Origin of the sequence: Streptomyces sp. HUAS MG91 (assembly GCF_040529335.1) — a bacterium.
Lineage (GTDB): Bacteria > Actinomycetota > Actinomycetes > Streptomycetales > Streptomycetaceae > Streptomyces > Streptomyces tabacisoli.
Genome location: NZ_CP159534.1, coordinates 2,431,723 through 2,452,633, shown reverse-complemented (window position 1 = coordinate 2,452,633; position 20,911 = coordinate 2,431,723). Strand labels below are relative to the sequence as shown.

Annotated in this window: 22 protein-coding genes; 10 read left to right on the top strand and 12 right to left on the bottom strand. The window is 70.7% G+C overall.

All coding sequences use genetic code 11. The features are described 5' to 3' along the window. Positions 1-241 precede the first annotated feature (241 nt). Both glnII and ABII15_RS11350 read right to left on the bottom strand, forming a co-directional pair. On the bottom strand, positions 242-1,273 hold the full coding sequence (gene glnII / locus ABII15_RS11355) for a glutamine synthetase (protein ID WP_351457634.1): 1,032 nt from the start codon (positions 1,271-1,273) through the stop codon (positions 242-244). A gap of 150 nt (positions 1,274-1,423) precedes the next feature. After that, positions 1,424-1,786: an arsenate reductase family protein gene (locus ABII15_RS11350; protein ID WP_353942173.1), complete on the bottom strand. Its 363-nt coding sequence runs from the start codon at positions 1,784-1,786 to the stop codon at positions 1,424-1,426. Between the two features lie 148 nt (positions 1,787-1,934). Between ABII15_RS11350 and ABII15_RS11345 the strand changes: the two genes are divergently transcribed. Beyond that, positions 1,935-2,189: a hypothetical protein gene (locus ABII15_RS11345; RefSeq protein WP_353947024.1), complete on the top strand. Its 255-nt coding sequence runs from the start codon at positions 1,935-1,937 to the stop codon at positions 2,187-2,189. Between the two features lie 196 nt (positions 2,190-2,385). Here ABII15_RS11345 and ABII15_RS11340 read toward each other — a convergent pair whose 3' ends face one another. Then, a complete protein-coding gene (locus ABII15_RS11340; RefSeq protein ID WP_353942172.1) occupies positions 2,386-3,588 on the bottom strand; it encodes a winged helix DNA-binding domain-containing protein in 1,203 nt (400 codons plus the stop codon). A 116-nt stretch (positions 3,589-3,704) separates the two neighbouring features. Between ABII15_RS11340 and ABII15_RS11335 the strand changes: the two genes are divergently transcribed. From ABII15_RS11335 to ABII15_RS11310, 6 genes are read left to right on the top strand one after another with little or no spacing between them, the layout of a single operon-like run. Then, positions 3,705-4,193 (top strand): hypothetical protein, encoded by a 489-nt coding sequence (locus ABII15_RS11335; RefSeq protein ID WP_353942171.1) that lies wholly within the window; start codon positions 3,705-3,707, stop codon positions 4,191-4,193. Between the two features lie 18 nt (positions 4,194-4,211). Further along, a complete protein-coding gene (locus tag ABII15_RS11330) occupies positions 4,212-5,558 on the top strand; it encodes a DUF2252 domain-containing protein (RefSeq protein WP_353942170.1) in 1,347 nt (448 codons plus the stop codon). A gap of 40 nt (positions 5,559-5,598) precedes the next feature. After that, positions 5,599-6,192 carry a chemotaxis protein CheB gene (locus ABII15_RS11325; RefSeq protein WP_353942169.1) on the top strand — a complete coding sequence of 198 codons (594 nt, stop codon included), beginning with the start codon at positions 5,599-5,601 and terminating at the stop codon, positions 6,190-6,192. Positions 6,193-6,211: 19 nt separating this feature from the next. Beyond that, positions 6,212-8,098, top strand: a complete 1,887-nt coding sequence (locus ABII15_RS11320) for a CheR family methyltransferase (protein WP_353942168.1) — start codon at positions 6,212-6,214, stop codon at positions 8,096-8,098. Between the two features lie 4 nt (positions 8,099-8,102). After that, entirely contained in the window at positions 8,103-8,945 is an 843-nt protein-coding gene (locus ABII15_RS11315; RefSeq protein WP_353942167.1) for a GAF and ANTAR domain-containing protein, read from the top strand. 14 nt (positions 8,946-8,959) lie between these two features. Next, the gene (locus tag ABII15_RS11310) at positions 8,960-9,685 is read left to right on the top strand and encodes a GAF and ANTAR domain-containing protein (protein ID WP_353942166.1); all 726 of its coding nucleotides are present in this window, start codon (positions 8,960-8,962) and stop codon (positions 9,683-9,685) included. A 7-nt stretch (positions 9,686-9,692) separates the two neighbouring features. Here the strand turns inward: ABII15_RS11310 and ABII15_RS11305 are convergent, their stop codons facing one another. Both ABII15_RS11305 and ABII15_RS11300 read right to left on the bottom strand, forming a co-directional pair. After that, positions 9,693-10,253 carry a DUF1269 domain-containing protein gene (locus ABII15_RS11305; protein ID WP_353942165.1) on the bottom strand — a complete coding sequence of 187 codons (561 nt, stop codon included), beginning with the start codon at positions 10,251-10,253 and terminating at the stop codon, positions 9,693-9,695. A 91-nt stretch (positions 10,254-10,344) separates the two neighbouring features. Then, positions 10,345-11,808, bottom strand: a complete 1,464-nt coding sequence (locus tag ABII15_RS11300) for an MFS transporter (RefSeq protein WP_353942164.1) — start codon at positions 11,806-11,808, stop codon at positions 10,345-10,347. A 196-nt stretch (positions 11,809-12,004) separates the two neighbouring features. Here ABII15_RS11300 and ABII15_RS11295 point away from each other — a divergent pair, with 196 nt between their 5' ends. Beyond that, positions 12,005-12,322 (top strand): hypothetical protein, encoded by a 318-nt coding sequence (locus ABII15_RS11295; protein WP_353942163.1) that lies wholly within the window; start codon positions 12,005-12,007, stop codon positions 12,320-12,322. Here the strand turns inward: ABII15_RS11295 and ABII15_RS11290 are convergent. After that, entirely contained in the window at positions 12,312-13,070 is a 759-nt protein-coding gene (locus ABII15_RS11290) for a hypothetical protein (protein WP_353942162.1), read from the bottom strand. The genes ABII15_RS11295 and ABII15_RS11290 overlap by 11 nt on opposite strands. A 213-nt stretch (positions 13,071-13,283) precedes the next feature. Then, a complete protein-coding gene (gene glnA / locus ABII15_RS11285; protein ID WP_353942161.1) occupies positions 13,284-14,693 on the bottom strand; it encodes a type I glutamate--ammonia ligase in 1,410 nt (469 codons plus the stop codon). Between the two features lie 189 nt (positions 14,694-14,882). Here glnA and ABII15_RS11280 point away from each other — a divergent pair, with 189 nt between their 5' ends. Continuing rightward, positions 14,883-15,350, top strand: a complete 468-nt coding sequence (locus ABII15_RS11280; protein WP_353942160.1) for an RDD family protein — start codon at positions 14,883-14,885, stop codon at positions 15,348-15,350. A 242-nt stretch (positions 15,351-15,592) separates the two neighbouring features. Here ABII15_RS11280 and ABII15_RS11275 read toward each other — a convergent pair whose 3' ends face one another. From ABII15_RS11275 to ABII15_RS11255, 5 genes are all read right to left on the bottom strand, one after another. Then, positions 15,593-16,294 carry a DUF4191 domain-containing protein gene (locus ABII15_RS11275; protein WP_353942159.1) on the bottom strand — a complete coding sequence of 234 codons (702 nt, stop codon included), beginning with the start codon at positions 16,292-16,294 and terminating at the stop codon, positions 15,593-15,595. Positions 16,295-16,363: 69 nt separating this feature from the next. After that, on the bottom strand, positions 16,364-16,561 hold the full coding sequence (locus ABII15_RS11270; protein WP_111661886.1) for a hypothetical protein: 198 nt from the start codon (positions 16,559-16,561) through the stop codon (positions 16,364-16,366). A gap of 269 nt (positions 16,562-16,830) precedes the next feature. Next, complete coding sequence (gene lipA / locus ABII15_RS11265; protein WP_353942158.1) at positions 16,831-17,796, bottom strand: lipoyl synthase; 966 nt, start codon at positions 17,794-17,796, stop codon at positions 16,831-16,833. A gap of 115 nt (positions 17,797-17,911) precedes the next feature. Then, positions 17,912-18,724, bottom strand: coding sequence for a lipoyl(octanoyl) transferase LipB (lipB, locus tag ABII15_RS11260; protein ID WP_353942157.1), 813 nt, complete (start codon positions 18,722-18,724; stop codon positions 17,912-17,914). Between the two features lie 93 nt (positions 18,725-18,817). Further along, on the bottom strand, positions 18,818-19,168 hold the full coding sequence (locus ABII15_RS11255) for a 5-carboxymethyl-2-hydroxymuconate delta isomerase (RefSeq protein ID WP_353942156.1): 351 nt from the start codon (positions 19,166-19,168) through the stop codon (positions 18,818-18,820). Positions 19,169-19,405: 237 nt separating this feature from the next. Here ABII15_RS11255 and ABII15_RS11250 point away from each other — a divergent pair, with 237 nt between their 5' ends. Continuing rightward, on the top strand, positions 19,406-20,845 hold the full coding sequence (locus tag ABII15_RS11250) for a regulator (protein ID WP_353942155.1): 1,440 nt from the start codon (positions 19,406-19,408) through the stop codon (positions 20,843-20,845). Positions 20,846-20,911 lie beyond the last annotated feature (66 nt).

The following is a 20,911-nucleotide window of genomic DNA, read 5'->3' as shown; positions in this document are numbered from 1 at the left end:
GCTCACTGGGGAGCGGCGGCTTTAGAGGGCCTGCGCGTTCACACGCGGCAACACACCCGGTCGAAGTCGTGGTGCTGGCGGGAAGGCCAGAACGGCTCGAGGTCGTGACGACGACCCCGCGCGCTGAGGTTCTGGAAGCTGGCCATACCCGTATTGAAGCAGATGGAGTACGCGAAAGAGAGGGCGCCCGCACAAGATGCGGACGCCCTCGAGCGCTTCATGGCCGAAACTCAGCCGTTCCTCAGACCTGGCCGGCCTTCTCCAGCGCGGAGCAGCAGGTGTCGACGAGGAGGCGCGTCACGACGTACGGGTCGACGTTGGCGTTCGGACGACGGTCCTCGATGTAGCCCTTGCCGTCCTTCTCGACCTGCCACGGGATGCGGACCGAGGCGCCGCGGTTCGAGACGCCGTACGAGTACTCGTTCCACGGGGCGGTCTCGTGCAGGCCGGTGAGGCGGTCGTCGATGCCGGCGCCGTAGTGCTTGACGTGGTCGAGCGGCTTGGAACCCTCGCCCAGCGACTCGCACGCGGTGATGATCGCGTCGTAGCCCTCGCGCATCGCCTTGGTGGAGAAGTTCGTGTGCGCGCCCGCGCCGTTCCAGTCGCCCTTGACCGGCTTGGGGTCGAGGGTCGCGGAGATCTTGAAGTCCTCGGCGGTGCGGTAGAGCAGCCAGCGGGCCACCCACAGCTGGTCGGAGACCTCCAGCGGGGCGAGCGGGCCGACCTGGAACTCCCACTGGCCGGGCATGACCTCGGCGTTGATGCCGGAGATGCCGAGACCGGCCTTCAGGCAGTTGTCGAGGTGCGCCTCGACGACGTCACGGCCGTGGATCTCGTCGGTGCCGACGCCGCAGTAGTAGCCGCCCTGCGCGGCGGGGAAGCCGCCGACCGGGAAGCCGAGCGGGCGGTCGCCCTCGAAGAACGTGTACTCCTGCTCGATGCCGAAGATCGGCTCCTGCGCGCCGAACTCGGCCTCGACCTCGGCGAGCGCGGCGCGGGTGTTCGACTCGTGCGGGGTCATGTCGATGTTCAGGACCTCGCACATGACGAGAACGTCGTCGCCGCCGCGGATCGGGTCCGGGTACACGGCGACGGGCTTGAGGACGCGGTCCGAGGCGTGGCCCTCGGCCTGGTTCGTGGACGACCCGTCGAAGCCCCAGATCGGCAGCGCGTCCAGGCCGTCCGGCGAGCCGGCGATTATCTTCGTCTTCGAACGAAGCTTGGCCGTCGGCTCGGTGCCGTCGATCCAGATGTACTCAGCCTTGAACGTCACGGGGCCACATCCTCTAGGAGCGGGTCTCTTTCTGGCCGGAAGCATGTCAACGGGCGATTTCCCGTCCGTTGCCCGTTCGTGAACCCCGTGTTACCGGGGCCGCGAGGGGCGCCGGACTGCCCGTGATCTCGTATGCGATGCCCGAGCCGGCTAGCCCCGACCCAGCGCGTCCCGTACCGCCTCCTCGCTGCGGGCCACCACCGCGGTGCCGTCGTCGGCGGTGATGATCGGGCGCTGGATCAGCTTCGGGTGCGCGGCGAGGGCCTCGATCCACGTGTCCCGGGCGGCCGCGTCGCGCGCCCACTCCTTGAGGCCGAGCTCCTTCGCGACGGCCTCCTGGGTGCGGGTGATGTCCCACGGTTCGAGTCCGAGCCGGTCGAGCACGGCCCGGATCTCGTCGGGCGCGGGGACGTCCTCCAGGTACCGGCGGACGGTGTAGTCGGCGCCCTCCGCGTCGAGCAGCGAGAGCGCGCCGCGGCACTTCGAGCAGGCCGGGTTGATCCAGATTTCCATGGGGCCAACGGTACGCGAGGGACACCGTCAACTGGGTCTTGGCCAGCGGCTTTTGTCAGTGGCGAGCAGTAGAATAGAAGCAGTGTTCGAGAGCTTCGGGGGCTCTTGAGAACGCGACAGGAGGATGCCCGTGCCCGCTGCCGCACCCATGCTGATCGACCTTCCGTACACACCACTGGCGAAGAAGGCGCTGCCCGCGGGGCAGCCCCGCGACTGGTACATCACGCACAACCGTCGCCTCAAGGCCATGCGGCTGGCGATCGCCCTGCTCGACTCCGGCGTCTACCTTCCTCAGCAGGCCCACAACCGTAGGATCCGTGCCACGGCCGAGCTCGTCGGCATCCATCCGCCGTCCGACACGACGTGTCACATGGTGCGGGCGCTGATGCGCTACTCCCGCTGACCCGCACGCCACGGCCCCGCCGGCCTCGACCCGGCGGGGCTTTCGCGTCGTCCCTCCTCTGCGGCCCCGGTGAGGGCTGGCCGCGCAGTTCCCCGCACCCCTGGGGAAGGCTGCGCGCAGCGCATGCCTTCAGGGGCGCGGGGAACTGCGCGACCAGCCACGACGAGAGCCGCACCCGACCACGCACCCCCCGACATCACCCCGAAAGCTCCCGCTCCAGAGGCGTCCGGAAACGCGGAGTCACCCGCACCCCGCCCAGCCACGCAGTGAGCCGTGAGGCCTCCGCCGCGACCGCCCGCGCGGCAGCGCCCCCACCCGACTCGTCCAGCAACCGCCACACCACCTCACCCCCGTCCCGCTGCCCCCACCCGCCCACGATCCGCCCGTTCCACCACACGGTCGGCCCGATGTTCCCGCTGCGGTCGAAGAGCGCGGAGCGCACGGCGGGCGGGCAGTACCAGTCCCGCTCCTGCCACCCCATGGCCGTCGGATCGAGCCCGGGCAGCAGCGCCGCCCAGGGCTCCGCGTCACCGGCCGGAGCGGCCACCCGGTCCGCGAGGACGTACCCGGCGCCGCCGCCGTCCAGCGACACCACCACCGCCCCCACCGCGGCCAGCGCCCTGCGCACATCCGTCACCTTCCACCCCGTCCACCACTTCAGATCCGCCTCCGTGGCGGGCCCGCACACCGCGAGCCAGCGCCGCAGCAGCTCCGACTGGGCCTCGGCCACCGGGAGTTCGGGGTGCGGCGGCGCGACCGCCCAGCGGAACCGCGTCGAGGTCCAGGAGCCGAGCGGCCGCCCCCGCACCACCCGCCCCTCGACCCCCAGCACCCTCATCAGCCGCGACGAGACGGTGTGCGGCGCCTCGTAGCTCCGGCCCCTGCCGTAGGTGAAGGACTCCTTCAACCGCGGTTCTTCGGCGGTCAGTTCGGCGACCGTGGCCTGCCCGCGCCGCTCCAGCGCGGCCAGCGCCGACGCCTCCACCTCCGCGAGCCACTCGGGAGTGAGCCGCCCGTCGCTGCCGCTCACCATGTCCTTGAGCAGCCCGGCCCGCGCCTTCGCCGCGACCGCGAGCCCCGTCGAGGCGTGCACCGTCGCGGCCAGCTCCGACGGGAACACGAACACGGTGTGCCGCATCCCGTGCATCCGCACCAGCGACCGGTCCTCGTACAGCGCCGCCTCGACCCCGGCGACCGTCCCCGTCGCGTCGGCGAGCCGCGCGCCGACCGCCAGGTACACCGTCGCCGGGTCCGTGCCGTGCAGCGCCACCAGGGACCGCGCCACCTCCAGCGGCGCCGCCGCCCGGGCCGCGGGGGAGAGCCGGTGCGCGCGGGCCAGCCGGAGCCGCCGCTCCTCGTCGCCGATGTGCCGGACCGGCGCAGCCGTCGTAGGACTCATGGCGTCCATCCTTCCGCAGCGGCCACCCGTTTGCCGTACTGGGCATGCGGCCCCGCCCCCGGCGGCCGTTGACTGGGTCGACCGGGAGGAGTAACCGTCGAGCGGAGGTGTTCGGGATGACTGACAGGCGAAACGGTGTACGGGCGACGGGCGCGGCGGTGGCCGCGGTGGCGCTGGCCCTGGCCGCGGCAGGCTGCTCCGACAGCGACACCAGCCCCTCCGGAGCGGCGTCGAAGGCCGCGTCCGCCGCGTCCTCCGCCGCCTCCCGCGGCTCCGACGTGGTCGCCTCCGCGACGGCCGAGGCGGGCAAGAAGCTCGACGACATCAAGGGGGGCGTCAACGCCAAGGGCGACGTGAAGCTCGGCGACGTCTCGACCGACGGCGGCCGCGCCACGGTCCCGGTCACGGTCGACAACGGCCAGTCGGACAAGAAGTCGTACGCGGTCCAGGTCGATTTCCGCGACAAGAGCGGCAATCTGCTCGACACCGTCGTGGTCACGGTGAACGACGTCGGTGCAGACGCCTCCAAGACGGCCACGGCCCGCTCCAACCGCTCCCTCGACGGCGACGTCACCGCCGACGTGGCCCGCGCGCTGCGCCACTGACCGGCGGGGCGCGCACGCATGAGCAGCCCCGACGAACGCGCCGCCCACGGAAGACGGGCCCGCAAGCGCGCCCCCCGCTCCTCGCACGGACCCTGGATCCCGTCCGCCGACCGCGTCGACCCCGTCGTGGTCCTGGAACGGCAGGGCGCCGACCGCCTCGCCGAGCTGCTGCCCATCCGGTACGGGCGGATGGCGGCGAGCCCGTTCGCGTTCCTGCGGGGCGCCGCCGCCGTGATGGCCGGCGACCTCGCGACCGGCGCGCACACCGACCTCACCGTCCAGCTCTGCGGCGACGCGCACCTGCTGAACTTCGGCCTGTTCGCCTCGCCCGAACGCGCCCTGCTCTTCGACCTGAACGACTTCGACGAGACCTGCCCCGGCCCCTTCGAGTGGGACGTGAAACGGCTCGCCGCCTCCGTCGCCGTCGCCGCCCGCGACAACGGCCACAGCGACAAGCAGGCCCACCAGGCCGCGCGGGCGGGCACGACCGCGTACCGCACCACCATGCGGCGCCTGGCCGCCCTCGGTGAACTCGCCGTCTGGTACGAGCGAATAGACGCCCACGACCTGCTGCCCCTGGTCCGCTCCGCCCGCCACCGCGCCCGCGCCGAGCACACCCTCGCCCAGGCCACCCGGCGCACCAGCCTGCACGCGCTGGCCAAACTCACGGAGACCACCCCGGACGGCCGCCGCCGCATCGTCCACGACCCGCCGCTGCTCGAACCGGCGGGCGTCTCCGACGCCGCCGCGATCCGCAAGATGTTCGGCGACTACCGCTCCACGCTCGCCGAGGAGCGCCGCCGCCTCCTCGACCGCTACCGCTTCGTGGACGCCGCCCGCAAAGTGGTCGGCGTCGGCAGCGTCGGCACCCGCTGCTTCATCGTGCTGCTCGCCGGACGCGACACCGACGACCCGCTCTTCCTCCAGATCAAGGAGGCGACGCGCTCGGTCGTCGAGGAGTACGTGCCCCAGGCCGGCGCCCCCCTCCACCCCGGCCACCGCGTCGTCTCCGGGCAGCGCCTCATGCAGGCCGCGGGCGACATCTTCCTCGGCTGGATGACGGGTCCGCAGGGCCGCGCCTTCTACTGGCGGCAACTGCGCGACATGAAGGGCTCGGCGGACGTCGCCGGCATGCCCCCGGACGAACTCCTCGCCTACGCCCGGCTGTGCGGCACCGCCCTTGCCCGGGCCCACGCCCGCTCCGGCGACCGCATCGCCATCGCGGCCTACCTGGGCGGCGCGGACACCTTCGACCGCGCCGTCGCCTCCTTCGCCCTGCGCTACGCGGATCAGACCGCCCGCGACCACACCGCCCTGCGCCGCGCCGTCGCCGACGGTGTGCTGACCGCGAACCCGGGCCTGTGACACCTGCGCGCGGCAGGTCCGGAGCGGTAATCTGAGTCATATGCCGCAGTCCGAGCCTCCTGCTTCCGACAGCTTCCAGGTCGTCGCCGTCGCGGCGTCGGCCGGCGGCATCCACGCCCTGACCGTGCTGCTCGGCGGTCTGGACGCGGACTTCCCGCTCCCCGTCCTCGTCGTCCAGCACCTGGATCCCCGGCACCGCACGGTCCTCGCCGGGATCCTGGACCGCCGCACGGGCCTGGACGTCAAACTCGCCGAGCAGGGCGACACGGCCCGCCCGGGCACCGTCTACCTCGCACCGCCCGACCGGCACCTCCTGGTCGGCGCCGACGGATCCCTCTCGCTCTCCCAGAGCGAACTCGTCCACTTCCTGCGCCCCTCCGCCGACCTTCTGTTCGAGTCCGTCGCCGGGTCCTACGGCGCCCGCGCCGTGGCCGTCGTCCTCTCCGGCACCGGGAACGACGGCGCGATGGGCGTGGACGCCGTGAAGTCACGTGGCGGTACCGTGATCGCCCAGGATCCGGGGACAGCGGAATTCGGAGGCATGCCGGAGGCGGCGATGGGCACCGGGACGGTCGACTTCGTGCTACCTCTGGAGGAGATTCCCGCGGTGATCCGGGGACTGGTCGACAGGTGAAGACAGTAGGTAGGCAACGATGAGCGAGGCGCCGCGCGACGCGGAGACGGACGAGGGGCTCGAGGAGCTGCTCGGCTTCCTGCGGGACGCCCGTGGTTTTGATTTCACCGGATACAAGCGCTCGTCGCTGGGACGCCGGATCCGCAAGCGCATGTCCGACGTCGGCATCGACAACTACGCGGACTACCGCGACCAGTTGGAGACCAACGCCGACGAGTTCGGCGCGCTGTTCAACACGATCCTCATCAACGTCACCTCGATCTTCCGGGACACCGACGCCTGGACCTACCTCCAGCACGAGGTGGTCCCCGAGATCCTCTCCTCGCTCGGCCCCGAGGACGAGATCCGGGTCTGGAGCGCGGGCTGCTCCAGCGGCGAGGAGGCGTACTCGCTGGCGATCATGTTCGCGGAGACCCTCGGCCTCGACGAGGCCCTTCAGCGGGTGAAGATCTACGGCACCGACATCGACGACGAGGCGCTGCGCGACGCCCGGTCCGGCCTCTACCCGGCCAGGACCCTGGAGCCGCTCACCTCCGAACTGCGCGAGAAGTACTTCGAGCAGAACGGCTCGCAGTTCAGCTTCCGCTCCGACCTGCGCCGCCGGGTCATCTTCGGCCGCCACGACATCACCCGCGACGCCCCCATCTCCCGGCTCGACCTGCTGGTGTGTCGCAACACGCTGATGTACTTCAACGTGGAGGCGCAGACCCAGATCGTCGACCGGTTCCACTTCGCGCTGCGCGAGAACGCCTTCCTGTTCCTCGGGAAGGCGGAGATGCTGCTCAACGACGCCGACCGGTTCGACGTCATCAGCATGCGCCAGCGCATGTTCCGCCGCCGCCCCGGCGGCTCCAGCACGCCCTACCAGCCCGCCCCGCTGAAGCTGCGCCCCGGCGGCATCGGCGAACTGCAGAGCGTGGCGCGCAGCCGGCAGCTGCGCGACCTCATCCTCGACGCCGCGCCCGGCGCCGGCCTCGCCGTGGACTCCGAGGGACTGGTCGTCCTCATCAACAATCACGCCCGGGCCCAGTTCGGCCTGACCGCCAACGACATCGGCCGTCCCTTCCAGGACCTGGAGATCTCGTACCGCCCGGTCGAACTGCGCTCCCTGATCGACCAGGCCACGCACGAGCGCCGCAGCCTGCGGGTCAACGGGGCGGAGCGCAGGGTCGGCGAGGACGTCCAGTTCTTCGACATCCTGGTCCAGCCGCTCGTCGGCAGCGGCGGACTGCCCGCCGCCACCAACATCACGTTCACCGACGTCACCGTCGCCACCCAGCTCAAGGCCGAGGTCAAGCGCGTACGCGAGGACCTGGAGACGGCGTACGAGGAACTCCAGTCCACGAACGAGGAACTGGAGACGACGAACGAGGAACTCCAGTCCTCCATCGAGGAGCTGGAGACGACGAACGAGGAACTCCAGTCGACCAACGAGGAGCTGGAGACGACGAACGAGGAACTCCAGTCCGGGAACGAGGAACTGGAGACCATGAACGAGGAGATGCGGATCCGCAGTGAGGAGCTGGACGAGGCCCGCTCCTTCCTGGAGGGCGTCCTCACCTCCATCGCGGCCGCCGTCGTCGTCCTCGACAAGGACCTCAACGTCAAGAGCTGGAACCGGGGCGCCGCCGACCTGTGGGGCCTGCGCCAGGACGAAGTGCTCGACGAGCCCTTCTTCGGGCTGGACTTCGGGCTGCCCACGCAGTCGTTGCGCGCCGTGGTGGAGGACTGCGTCAGGACCGGCAAGCGCGGCACTCCCGTGGACATCAGCGCGGTCAACCGCCTCGGCCGCAGCATGAGTTGCAGCGTGCAGTGCAGTCCCTTCGGCGGCCACCGCGGAGGCGTGGTCCTTCTGATGGAAGAAGGGCGTAGCCCGGGTGCGGACGATCCTGGGGGCGTAGGCTGACGGCATGGACCTCAGGGGCGACTTGCCCGCGCAGGCCGCGGTGGCCTGGCAGCGCGCCGCCCGCGCGCGGGCGAGTGCCGAGCGCGCGTTCCGGATCGCGGAGCGCTACGACTCGATGTCGGGGGGAAGCGCCGACTTCACGTTCAAGCGGCTCGCCGGGGTTCACCGCACCACCGGTTCCCGTCATCAGGTCGCCGCGGAACTCCTGGAGGCGCACGCCCGCCGGGTCGGCCGCTGGGTCGGCGGGCCGTTGCCACTGTTCATGACCGGCGTCGCCGAGGCCTGCGGCTCGCGCAGTGTCGCCGTGACCCTCGTCGACAACGACCACCATCAGGTGGCGACCGCGTCCTCCGACCAGTCCTCCAGCGACGCACAGGAGTTGGAGTACGTCCTGGGGGAGGGGCCGGTGCAGGACGCGGTCGAGGCCCGTGCGCCGGTCGAGGCGTCCGGTGCCGCGCTCAGCGGTCGCTGGCCCGGGTACGGCCCGGCCCTCGCCGCGCTCGGCATCGGCCAGGTGGTGGCGGTGCCGCTGGAGGCGCCCGGTGAGTGCATCGGCGCTCTCGCGGTCTTCGACCCGCCCCGGGAGGCCGCGTCCACGGTGCTTTTCAGCCGGATAGCCGACGCGCTGACGCGCAGCGTGCTGCTCGACGGGGACGCCGTCGCCGCCCTGTTCAGCGGCATCGACTACCGGGCCGTGGTGCACCAGGCGGCTGGAGTGGTCGCCGTGCAGCTCGACTGTTCCGTCGACGATGCACTGGAAATGGTCAAAGCGCGGGCGTTCGCCGATGGACGCGCCATCGGCGATGTGGCGGCCGATATCGTCAACCGGCAACTCAAACTCGGCTGAGGAGGGTTCGTACCGTGGCGCTGGATGAGCAGGAACTCGCATTGATCTTCGCCCGTTTGACGGGCGAGGCCGCCCGCGACCCGCTCGACACCCAGAACCTGCTGACCGCCCTGGTGGACGGCGGCAGCAAGCTGTTCGGCGCCCGGGGTGCGAGCGTCCACTACCTCTCCGCGGCCGGCCGGGCCGTCCAGACGGAGGGCACGGTCCTCGACCTGCGCGGTCTGGAGGAGGACGCCACCGCATGGCAGGAGGGTCCCGGCCACGACGCGCGTACCACCGGCTGCGCCCTCATAGACGTGGACGTGACCACGGCGCCCACGCGTGTGCGCTGGCCGCGCTGGACCGCGCGCGTCAAGGCGCTGGGCCACGGCCGGATCACCGCGCTGCCGCTGCCCGCGAAAGGCGGGCCGACGGGTGCGCTCGTCCTGTTCGACGCCCAGGGGCGCCGCCTCGACGAGCGGGCCCTGGCTCTGGCCCGCCTCTTCGCCGAAGCCGCCGCGCACACCCTCGCGCTCCAGCGCGAGGTGACCGAAAGCCGGGTCCTGGCGGGCCAGTTGGAGCACGCGCTGTCCAGCCGGGTCGTCGTGGAACAGGCCAAGGGCATCGTCTCGGCCCGCTACGACATCCCGCTGGACGAGGCGTTCGAGCGGTTACGACGGTATGCCCGGTCCCATCAGCTGAAGGTGGCGCTCGTCGCCCGGCAGATCACCGAGCGCCCGAGCGAACTGCCCTTCCGGTGAAGGTCCGTCAGGCCCCGGCGCCCTGAGCGTTCTCCTGGGCGCGATCCTGCTGGACCTTCTCCTGCTGCCGGGCCTTCTGCTGAGCGGCCTGCGCCATCTCGCGCAGGGCCTCCTCTTCCTCGGTGTTCAGCGAGGTCTGCACCAACTGGCCGCCGAAAGCGGCGAGTTCCGGTACGACCTTGTCCTGCGCGGCCTGCTTCACCAGCGCGAACACGGCGGCGGCGCCCGGCCGCAGGTTCTGGCTGAGCTCCTTCATGAAGTTGTCGTTGATCCCGGTGTCCGTCACGGCACCACCGGCGGCACCGGCGGCGGCCCCCACGGCCGCGCCGAGGAACGGCACCAGGAACAGCATCCCGATGACCCCGCCCCACAGCGCGCCGCCCGCGGCGCCGGTCGCGGTGTGGTTCACGGCCTGATGCAGCTTGATCTTCCCGTCGCTCTCCCGCCGCTCGACCACGACGATGTCCTCCAGCTCGACGAGGTGCTCCCGGGTCATCGAAAGGACCTTGTCGCGGACCTGGTTGGCGGTGGCGAGGTCGTTGTACGCGACGACGAACAGATTGCTCATGGGGCACTCCTCCGAGGCTGCTTCAGCGTGTGCGACGTGCCCGAGTTTAAGCCTTATGCCTGATTTGCGCTCCTCGGGGTGTCCCAGGAACTCAAGCGCGGAGCCGGTCCGACGACGTGCCCGTCCGGGGGCGCAGGAAGAGGGCCGCGAGGGCGACGCCGAGCAGGACCAGCGCGGCGTTGACGGCGATGGCCACGGTGACCCCGTGGTGGACGGCGGACGCGGTGGCCACACCGGCGGTCGAGGCGGTGACGACGGCGGACATGACCGGCGTGCCCAGGGTGATGCCGACCTGCTGGGACATCGAGGCGAGGCCGGTGGCCAGGCCCTGTTCGGCGTCCGGCAGCCCGCTGGTCGCGGTGACCATGAAGCCGACGATGACGAGCATGTTGCCGATGCCGCCGAAGAAGGTGGCGGGCAGCAGCAGGGCGAGGGAGCCCCCGGTCGTCGCACCGAGGAAGAGGAGCGCGGCGGTGAACACGGTCTGCACGACACCGCCGGCGACCAGGGCCGTCAGCGTCGACGTCCGCGCGATCACCTTCGGCGCGGCCAGTCCGCCGACGACGGTGCCGATGCCCAGGACCCCGAAGGAGATCCCGGCCGCGAGCGGCGAGAAACCGAGCGTCTTCTGCAGGTACAGGGTGAGCAGATAGACGAGGGAGGTCTCGGTGACGAAGGCGAGCAGGCCCAGCGCGTTGCCCCAGGCCACGGTGGGCCGCCCGAGCGTCCGCAACGGCACGAGAGGCTCGGCCACCTTCCGCTCGACCAGGAAGAACGCCACCAGGAACACCGCACCGGCGCCGAGCCCGACCAGTGCGCGGGGATGCGTCCAGCCGTACTCGCCCGCCTGCGTGAGCCCGTAGACGAGACCGAGTAGCCCGAGGGTGACGGTGAGCGCGCCGGGCAGGTCGAGCCTCGGCCGGGCGGCGGGCCGGGACTCCTTGATGACGGTCGGGGCGATCAGTACGACGGCGAGCGCGACGGGCACGTTGATGAAGAACGCCCACCGCCAGGAGAGCAGGTCGGTCAGTACGCCGCCGAGGACGGCCCCGGTGGTGAACCCCGCCGACATCAACGCCCCGTTGACGCCCAGCGCCTTCTGCCGCAACGGCCCCTCGGCGAACGACGTCGTCAGCAGCGACAGTCCCGCCGGAGTGGCGGCGGCCGTCGCGAGTCCCTGTGCGACGCGGGCGGCGAGCAGCGCCTCGGGGCTCTGGGCGAGCCCGCCGGCGAGCGAGGAGATCCCGAGCAGCGCGAGGCTCCCGATGAAGATCTTCTTCCGGCCGACGAGGTCGCCGATGCGGCCGAAGAAGAGGGTGAACCCGGCGGCGGACAGCGCGAACGCGGTGGCGATCCACTGCAGGTCGGCGAGCGAGAACCCGAGCCCGTCGCCGATCGCGGGCAGCGCCACGTTCAGGATCGAGAAGTCCACGGCGAGCATGAACTGCGCGACCAGAAGCACCGCGAGGACCAACTTCAGTCGTCCGGTGAGGTGTTGGGGAGCGGCTTCGAGAGCGGGAGCGGCCGGCTCCGCCGCACGTGCGGTTGTGGACATGGCACTTCCTTGTGGGTGTCGCGGCCGTACGGGGCCGTCGGTTAACGGGCCTATGGTTCCGTTACGCCACGAAGGTAGCACGCTGAACCCCCGTAAAGGAACTATGGTTCCGATAGGGGAGCGCTGTCGCTCACGGGGAGGAGGGCCCGATGTCGTACGACGGTGAAACGGATCGTCCGCACTGGCCCCTCGGGTCATGTTCCCGCTCGCGGTCGCGGTCGGCCTGGTGCTCCGCGGCGCCCACCGCCTCCGTGGAGCAGGCGGCGCTACGGCCTGGGCCCTGGCCCGCTCGGCCTGCGCTCCCGACACCGGGCCCAAGCGCTACGAGGTCCGTCCCGAAGCGGTACGGGAAATGCGGCCCCTGCCGCAGGCGTCGCGCCGGTTCCTGGGAACGGCCAAGCTGCCGGCCGACCTGCCCGTGGAGCCCGTCGGCACCCTCGAACTCCCCTGCCGTAGCGACGATTCACCGACGGGGCCGCGCTGTGAGCCGTCCCGGCCGACCGTCAGTCGATGAAGCCGCCGGAACCGGATCCCAGGCGCGAGTCCCCGACTTCGAGCAGCACGTCCGTGATCGTGAAGTGCTCCTCCAGCGCGGCACGCAGCATCTCCAGGGCAGTGCGGATCTCGGTCAACTGCTCGCGCGGTTTGCGCTCCTGGAGGTACTGGACCACGCACTCGTACGTCGAAGGTCCCCACTCGGAGGACGTGGTGAGCGCGCTCTCGCGCCACTGGGGCGACAGCTCGTGCATCAGGCTCATCATGTGGTGCTGCCTGCCGCGCGGCGCCGGGTCGCGGAAATCGGTCGCCCTCGCGATGTCTTCCTGTGTCGGGCCGAGCGGCAGCGCCCCGGAGCGCATGATCTCCAGCAGTACGCGCAGGCCGTTGAACTTTCCGCTGAGCAGGGGATGGAGCGCGTTGTAGGCATCGGGGTTGATGATCTGCAACGCGGCCCCGCGCTCGGTCATCAGGCCGGAGATCCTGGTGAGGTTCACGATCTGCTTCTGCACATCGCCGACAATCCAGTTTCCCGCGGTCAGCGCGTAGCGGTCGTCTCCGCGCGCGATGTGGCTCCCCATCCTCTGGACGTAGATCTCAAGGCTCCGCACGATGTGATCCGCCGCCAGCATCGCCTCGTTGAGCCGCACATAGAGAATGAACAACTCGGCACCGAGCTTCCGCCGCCGCTTCTCCTGCTGGATCCCCCGAAGTCCCGGAAGCCCTTGGGTGAGCGCTTCGACCAGGGTGCGTATCAGTTCGACCATGACTGAGCTTCGTCCTCAACGGTGGCTGGAGCGCGGGAAGTTGCACGCTAACAGCCCCCGCGCGACACCGTCGGACGCCCTGGCCCGGCCGTGACTTGTTCCGTGCCGCACGCACGACAAAGGCCGTCGGCCGTGCCCCCGAGAACGGGGAACACGGCCGACGGCCCACAGACGGCACAGGGGAGCGGAAACCCGCTCCGGCCTGCGGTCTTCTTAGATGTCGAAGTACAGCTCGAACTCGTGCGGGTGCGGGCGGAGCTGGATCGGGGCGATTTCGTTCGTGCGCTTGTAGTCGATCCAGGTCTCGATCAGGTCGGACGTGAAGACGCCGCCGGCCTGGAGGTACTCGTTGTCCGCCTCCAGGGCGTCGAGGACGGCCGGGAGGGAGGTCGGGACCTGGGGGACGCCCGCGTGCTCCTCGGGGGCCAGCTCGTAGAGGTCCTTGTCGATCGGCTCGGCCGGCTCGATCTTGTTCTTGACGCCGTCGAGGCCCGCGAGGAGCAGCGCCGAGAACGCCAGGTACGGGTTCGAGGACGGGTCCGGGGCGCGGAACTCGACGCGCTTGGCCTTCGGGTTCGAGCCCGTGATCGGGATGCGCATCGCGGCGGAACGGTTGCGCTGCGAGTAGACCAGGTTGACCGGGGCCTCGAAGCCGGGGACCAGGCGGTGGTACGAGTTCACCGTCGGGTTCGTGAAGGCGAGGAGGGACGGGGCGTGCTTGAGGATGCCGCCGATGTAGTAGCGGGCGGTGTCCGAGAGGCCCGCGTAGCCCTGCTCGTCGTAGAAGAGCGGGTCGCCACCGGACCACAGCGACTGGTGGACGTGCATGCCCGAGCCGTTGTCACCGAAGATCGGCTTCGGCATGAAGGTCGCGGTCTTGCCGTTGCGCCAGGCGACGTTCTTCACGATGTACTTGAAGAGCATCAGGTCGTCGGCCGCGGCGAGCAGCGTGTTGAACTTGTAGTTGATCTCGGCCTGGCCCGCGGTGCCCACCTCGTGGTGCTGGCGCTCGACCTGGAGACCCTGGCGGTCCAGCTCCAGGGAGATCTCGGCACGCAGGTCGGCGAAGTGGTCGACCGGCGGGGCCGGGAAGTAGCCGCCCTTGTAGCGGACCTTGTAACCGCGGTTGTTCTCGACCGCGCCGGTGTTCCAGGCGCCGGCCTCGGAGTCGATCTCGTACAGCGAGCGGTTCGCGGAGGTCTCGAAGCGCACCGAGTCGAAGACGTAGAACTCGGCCTCGGGGCCGAAGTACGCGGTGTCGGCGATGCCGGTGGAGGCGAGGTAGGCCTCGGCCTTCTTCGCCACGTTGCGCGGGTCGCGGGAGTACTGCTCGCCCGTGATCGGGTCGTGGATGAAGAAGTTGATGTTGACGGTCTTGTCGCGGCGGAAGGGGTCCACGCGGGCGGTGGTGAGGTCCGCGCGCAGCGCCATGTCCGACTCGTGGATCGCCTGGAAACCGCGGATCGACGAGCCGTCGAAGGCGAGCTCCTCCGTCGGGTCGAACGCCGCCGCCGGGATCGTGAAGTGCTGCATCACACCGGGCAGGTCGCAGAAGCGGACATCGACGAACTTGACGTCCTCGTCAGCGATGAACTTCTTGGCGTCATCGGCGTTCTGGAACATCCAACTCCTCCTACTCCCACCCGGGGAGGGGCGGGGTTGCAGCTCGGTGGTGCGGCCAGTGCGGTGGCACACGCTGGGACCCGACCATAAGCAGACCGGATTTCTCAAGCATGACCCATTTGTTTCGCAGAAGTTAACCGGACCAGGGGCCCGGGCGGGGTCAGGAACGCGGCGCAGTACCGTGGAGGCGTGGACAACAGGGAAGCAATGGGTTCGTGGCTGTCGGGGCCGCGTGAGGCCTTGGAGAACGCGGGAGCGGACTTCGGTTACCGCGGTGAACAGCTCGGGCTCCCGGAGTCCGGGCCCGGCTCCGTCGCCCGGCCCGGGCGGCGTATCGGGGCGCTCGTCGTCGACTGGGCGCTGTGCATGCTGATCGCATACGGCCTGGTCACGCACGGCTACAACCAGGCTACGGGGAACTGGGCACTGCTCATCTTCTTCGCGCTCGGGGTACTCACCGTCGGGACCATCGGGTGCACGCCGGGCAAGCGGCTGTTCGGGTTGCGGGTCGTCTCCGAGGCGGGCGGGCGGCTCGGGATCGGCCGGGTCGTCGTTCGGACCGTGCTGCTCTGTGTCGCCATCCCCGCGCTGATCTGGGACCGGGACGGTCGCGGGCTGCACGATCGGCTCGCCAAGTCCGTCGAGGTCCGTATCTGAGCGTCGTCGGCCGACCGCCGGTGGCCTCTTCTCGCGCAGTTCCCCGCGCCCCTGAGGCATGCGCTGCGCGCAGCCTCCCCTGGAGGCCGCAGGCCTCTCAGGGGCGCGGGGAACTGCGCGACCAGCCCCCACCGGGCCCGCGCACGGCACACACCCCCCACCCCGCAGACGAGACACCGAAATGGGGCGGCCGGAACCCGAAGGTTCCGGCCCGCCTCATTCACGTAGAGACAGCGGCAGCGTCACCGCATCTTGCCGCCACCCTTAGGCATCCGCATCCCCTTGGGCATCGGGCCCTTCGGGAGGGGCATGTTCGACATCAGGTCGCCCATGGCGCGCAGCCGGTCGTTGGTCGACGTCACCTGCGGGCCGTTCAGCACGCGCGGCAGCTTCAGCATGGTGGTGCGGAGCTTCTTCAGCGGGGTCTGGCCCTCGCCGTTGCCCACCATGATGTCGTGCACCGGGACGTCCGCCACGATGCGGGCCATCTTCCGCTTCTCGGCCGCGAGCAGCGACTTCACCCGGTTCGGGTTGCCCTCCGCGACGAGCACGATGCCGGCCTTGCCGACCGCGCGGTGCACGACGTCCTGGCTCCGGTTCATCGCGACCGCCGGGGTCGTCGTCCAGCCGCGGCCGATGTTGTCGAGCACCGCGGCCGCCGCTCCGGGCTGGCCCTCCATCTGGCCGAAGGCCGCTCGCTCGGCACGGCGCCCGAAGACGATCGCCATCGCGAGGAAGGCGAGCAGGAGGCCGAGAATTCCGAGATAGATGGGGTGACCGATCAAGAAGCCGATCGCGAGAAGGACACCGAAGGTGACGATTCCCACAGCCGCGAGTACAAGACCGATCTTGGGGTCGGCCTTGCTGGTCATCTTGTAGGTCAGAGCGATCTGCTTGAGTCGCCCTGGATTCGCAGCGTCCGCTGCCGTGTCCTTCCTCGCCATGTGTCGAAGTCTACGTGGCCGGGGGCGGCGCATGAACAGCAGTACGGTCCGGCGAGGGTCGGGCGGGTGTCAGCCGCGGGCGGAGACGGCTTCCAGGACCCGCTGGGCCTCGACGCGGTCCTTGGCGCGGCGGCGGTCCTCCAGGACGGAGGTCCAGGCGTTGCGGCGGGCGTGGCGCTGACCGCCGCTCATGAGCAGCGACTCCACGGCGCGCAGGGCGTCGGTGAACGTCGGGATGGCGGTGGCGCGAACGGGCGCGGCCTGCATCGTTGAGGTCCCCCCTCAGAGACGGGTCAGAGTGTTGGTCAGGGGTGTACTAGCGGTGATTTCAGGGTCACTGATTGGTGTTACCAGGGCATGACCGGACGGTCAAACACCCATGAAACCCTGACGCCCGCGCCGAAAACGCTGACGCGGCCCTGACGTTCGTCCTCATCTGCGAGGACGGCCGGGGCCGCGTCGTACCAGCCATTACTGGCTGGTAAGGGTTTGTGCGTGAATTCACACGGGCGGAGGCCCGCGTCCTCACCGAACGGTCAGACCGCCTGAGAGGCGATGTAGGCGCCGCGCTTCTCGATGGCCATCTGGTACAGGCGCCCGGCGCGGTACGAGGAGCGGACCAGCGGGCCCGACATCACGCCGGAGAAGCCGATCTGCTCGGCCTCGTCCTTCAGCTCCACGAACTCGGCCGGCTTGACCCAGCGCTCCACGGGGTGGTGCCGCACGGACGGCCGCAGGTACTGAGTGATGGTGATCAGCTCGCAGCCGGCGTCGTGCAGCTGGCGCAGCGCCTCGGAGACCTCCTCGCGGGTCTCGCCCATGCCGAGGATCAGGTTCGACTTGGTGACCAGGCCGAACTCGCGCGCCTCGGTGATGACCTTCAGCGAACGCTCGTAGCGGAAGCCGGGGCGGATGCGCTTGAAGATGCGCGGCACCGTCTCCACGTTGTGCGCGAAGACCTCGGGGCGGGACGAGAAGACCTCGGCCAGCTGCTCGGGCTCCGCGTTGAAGTCGGGGGCCAGCAGCTCGACCTTCGTGCGGCCCTCGGCGCGCTCGGCGGTCTGCGCGTGGATCTGGCGGACCGTCTCCGCGTACAGCCAGGCGCCGCCGTCCTCCAGGTCGTCGCGGGCGACGCCGGTGATCGTGGCGTAGTTCAGGTCCATCGTGACGACGGACTCACCCACGCGGCGCGGCTCGTCGCGGTCGAGGGCCTCGGGCTTGCCGGTGTCGATCTGGCAGAAGTCGCACCGGCGCGTGCACTGGTCGCCGCCGATGAGGAACGTGGCCTCGCGGTCCTCCCAGCACTCGTAGATGTTGGGACAGCCCGCCTCCTGGCAGACCGTGTGCAGGCCCTCGGACTTCACGAGATTCTGCATCTTCGTGTACTCGGGGCCCATTTTCGCCCGGGTCTTGATCCACTCGGGCTTGCGCTCGATGGGGGTCTGGGCGTTGCGGACCTCCAGGCGCAGCATCTTGCGTCCGTCGGGTGCGACTGCGGACACGACCGGCTCCCTAAAGCTTCGATTCCTCGGCGTACATCAGGGTACGCCCGTGATGTACATGGCCCTCACGGGTGGCCAACCTCTGGCCAACGGGGCACATTCCCCGCCGGGACGGTCAGGCGGTGGCCTTCTCCGCGTTCTCGACGAGGCGCGGCTTGAGGTCCGCTCCGCCCAGTACGCGCTGGAGGTGCTTCTCCGCGACCGGCAGCACCTCGTCCATGGTGACCTCGCGGCCCAGCTCGTGACTGAGCGAGGTGACGCCCGCGTCCCGGATGCCGCACGGGATGATCTTGTCGAAGTTCGAGGTGTCCGGATTCACGTTCAGCGCGAAGCCGTGCATCGTGACGCCCTTGGCGACCCGGATGCCCATCGCGCAGATCTTGCGGTCCTCGTGGCGCTGGCCGGCGTTCGACGGCGCGTACTCGGGGCCGACCAGACGGTGGTCGAACTCCTCGTCCTCGCTGCTCAGGCGCGGGTCGAAGTCGAGGGACAGGCCGCCGAGGTTCGTCCGCCGCTCGATCGGGTCGCCGAGAACCCAGACGCCCGCCCGGCCCTCGACCCGGGCCGCCTCGATGCCGAACTCGGCGCAGACCGCGATCATCGCGTCCTCCAGCCGGCGCAGGTGCGCGACCACGTCCACCGGGCGCGGCAGCTTCTGGATCGGGTAGCCGACGAGCTGGCCCGGGCCGTGCCAGGTGATCTTGCCGCCGCGGTCCACGTCGATGACCGGGGTGCCGTCCAGCGGGCGCTCCTCGGGGGCGGTGCGCCGGCCCGCGGTGTAGACCGGCGGGTGTTCCAGGAGCAGACAGGTGTCGGGGACCTCGTCGGCGAACCGGGCGGCGTGCACCCGGCGCTGCTCGTCCCAGGCGACCTGGTACTCGACCATGTCCGCACCGAACCCCAGCCGGACGAACCGGAACTCACTCACGGAAAGCGCCTCCTCAAGAACCAGAACCTTCACCGTGCACGCGTCGGTGCACTTGTCGCGCCCCCGGCAAGCGTACGGCGCCCCACCGGTGCCTCAATGGGTCGGGTAGAGGCGGTACGAGGCGTCCAGATCGCGCACCTCGACCGAGTACGTCACCCCGGGGACCGCGGACAGGTGCTTGTCGAGGAGGGTCAGTACGTCGTCGGAGAGGGCGTTCTTGACAGCCTGTGGACGGCCGGGCAGCAGGCCGACCGACACATGCACGAAGGGGGCCGCCTCCCCGTCCACGTACGAGGCCGAGGGCCGTGCGAACGTCTTGCCGACCCCGACCGAGCGGACCCGGTCGACGACGAGCGGGTGCAACTCCGCCACCAGGGCGGATACGTCGAGGCCGCCGTCCCTGCCGACGAGACGGTCGGAGTAGTCGATGTCGATATGAGGCACGGGGAACCTTGAACCTTCCGGTGTAGCGCACACGCATCGTATGACTGTTTCCGGCCGGACCGCGCATGCCCCCCGACCGGCCCCGGTGTTCCGCGCGCTGTCCACCTTCCTCACCGTTCGTCACACGATCGGATGAAGGGTGGGAGAAGCCCCCGTCACGGCCGAATATCGCCGTTACAGTCGCGCCGTTCCATGAGGGCTGCACCCCGGCCCGGAAGGCAGGAGACCGCACAGCTGATGACGGAACGACCTCCGCAGCGCACCCCGAACCGCCAGCTCGCCGCGCTCATCGCGGAGGCGGGTTTCTCCAATGCGGGGCTCGCGCGCCGCGTGGACCAGCTAGGGCTGGAACACGGTCTCGATCTGCGCTACGACAAGACCTCGGTGACCAGATGGCTGCGCGGGCAGCAGCCGCGGGGGACCACGCCCGCACTGATCGCCGAGGTGTTCACCCGGCGGCTCGGCCGCCGCCTCTCCGCCCAGGACCTCGGACTCGACGCCTGCGCGCCCGTGTACGCGGGCCTGGAGTTCGCCGGCTCGCCCGAGGAGGCCGTCGACATCGTCAGCGGCCTGTGGCGCAAGGACTCCGGCAGCCATGTCGAACTGCGCAAGATCGCCTTCACCCCGGCCGGGCTCGTGGTGCCCAGCCGGGACTGGCTGATCGGCCGCGCCGACGACCGGGTGGGCCGGGGCGAGATGCCGCCCCGGGTCCCGCTCCAGGGCCGGCCCGGCGCGGTGCCCCGCCAGCGCACCCAGACCGAGCGCGGGCCCGGCCAGCGGGTGACCGGCGGCGACATCGCGGCGCTGCGCTCGGTCGGCGAGCTGTTCCGCGCCCTCGACCACGCCTACGGCGGCGGGCACGCCCGGCAGGCCCTCGTCCGGTACCTGGAGCACGAGGCCGAGCCGATGCTGCGCGGGACCTACGGCGAGCAGACCGGGCGGCGCCTCTTCGACGCCGTCGCCGATCTGACCCGGCTCGCGGGCTGGACCTCGTACGACATCGCGGCCCACGGTCTCGCCCAGCGCTACTTCGTGCAGGCGCTGCGGCTCGCCCAGGCCGCCGCCGACCGGATGTACGGCTCGTACGTCCTGGTCACCATGAGCCGCCAGGCCGTGTACCTCGGGCACGGGCGGGAGGCCGTGCAGCTCGCGCGGGTCGCCCAGCAGGGGGTGGGCACCTCGGCGCCCCCGGCGGTCCAGGCCATGCTGCACTCCGTGGAGGCGCGCGGGCACGGCGTCCTCGGCGAGGTGCGGGCCTGCACGTCCTCGCTCGTACGGGCCGAGCGGGCGCTCGACGCGGTGCGGCCCGGCGACGAGGTCCCGCACTGGGCGCGCTTCTTCGACGAAGCGCAGATGGCGGACGAGTTCGGGCACTGCTACCGCGACCTCCAGCAGTACCGGGCGGCCGCCCAGCACGCGGAGCGGTCGCTGCAGCTGCGCTCGCCGGGATACGCGCGCAGCCGGCTGTTCTGCCGGGTGGTGCTCGCCTCGGCGCGGCTCGGGCTCGGCGAGCTGGACTCGGCGTGCGCGCTGGGCGCGGAGGCGGCCGCCGCTGCCGCCGACATGCGCTCGGTGCGGGCCCACGAGTACGTGCGCGAGTTCGAGCGGCGTCTGGAGCCGTACCGGGACGCCGGGCCCGTGCGCGGCTACCGGGACAAGGTCGCCGCGCTCGGCTGACGGCCCCGGAGCGGAAGCGACGGGGAATGGGGGCGCCCGCCTCCGGAATGTGCCACGGAGACGGGC

Bases quoted from the DNA above. Each gene is read 5' to 3' on its own strand.
- ABII15_RS11305 (WP_353942165.1), bottom strand. From the start codon at position 10,253: ATGAGCAATCTGTTCGTCGTCGCGTACAACGACCTCGCCACCGCCAAC.
- ABII15_RS11335 (WP_353942171.1), top strand. From the start codon at position 3,705: ATGACTGACAGGCGAAACGGTGTACGGGCGACGGGCGCGGCGGTGGCC.
- ABII15_RS11345 (WP_353947024.1), top strand. From the start codon at position 1,935: ATGCTGATCGACCTTCCGTACACACCACTGGCGAAGAAGGCGCTGCCC.
- glnA (WP_353942161.1), bottom strand. From the start codon at position 14,693: ATGTTCCAGAACGCCGATGACGCCAAGAAGTTCATCGCTGACGAGGAC.
- ABII15_RS11330 (WP_353942170.1), top strand. From the start codon at position 4,212: ATGAGCAGCCCCGACGAACGCGCCGCCCACGGAAGACGGGCCCGCAAG.
- ABII15_RS11270 (WP_111661886.1), bottom strand. From the start codon at position 16,561: ATGCAGGCCGCGCCCGTTCGCGCCACCGCCATCCCGACGTTCACCGAC.
- ABII15_RS11325 (WP_353942169.1), top strand. From the start codon at position 5,599: ATGCCGCAGTCCGAGCCTCCTGCTTCCGACAGCTTCCAGGTCGTCGCC.
- ABII15_RS11275 (WP_353942159.1), bottom strand. From the start codon at position 16,294: ATGGCGAGGAAGGACACGGCAGCGGACGCTGCGAATCCAGGGCGACTC.
- ABII15_RS11250 (WP_353942155.1), top strand. From the start codon at position 19,406: ATGACGGAACGACCTCCGCAGCGCACCCCGAACCGCCAGCTCGCCGCG.
- ABII15_RS11350 (WP_353942173.1), bottom strand. From the start codon at position 1,786: ATGGAAATCTGGATCAACCCGGCCTGCTCGAAGTGCCGCGGCGCGCTC.
- ABII15_RS11315 (WP_353942167.1), top strand. From the start codon at position 8,103: ATGGACCTCAGGGGCGACTTGCCCGCGCAGGCCGCGGTGGCCTGGCAG.
- ABII15_RS11340 (WP_353942172.1), bottom strand. From the start codon at position 3,588: ATGAGTCCTACGACGGCTGCGCCGGTCCGGCACATCGGCGACGAGGAG.
- ABII15_RS11300 (WP_353942164.1), bottom strand. From the start codon at position 11,808: ATGTCCACAACCGCACGTGCGGCGGAGCCGGCCGCTCCCGCTCTCGAA.
- ABII15_RS11320 (WP_353942168.1), top strand. From the start codon at position 6,212: ATGAGCGAGGCGCCGCGCGACGCGGAGACGGACGAGGGGCTCGAGGAG.
- ABII15_RS11295 (WP_353942163.1), top strand. From the start codon at position 12,005: ATGTTCCCGCTCGCGGTCGCGGTCGGCCTGGTGCTCCGCGGCGCCCAC.
- ABII15_RS11290 (WP_353942162.1), bottom strand. From the start codon at position 13,070: ATGGTCGAACTGATACGCACCCTGGTCGAAGCGCTCACCCAAGGGCTT.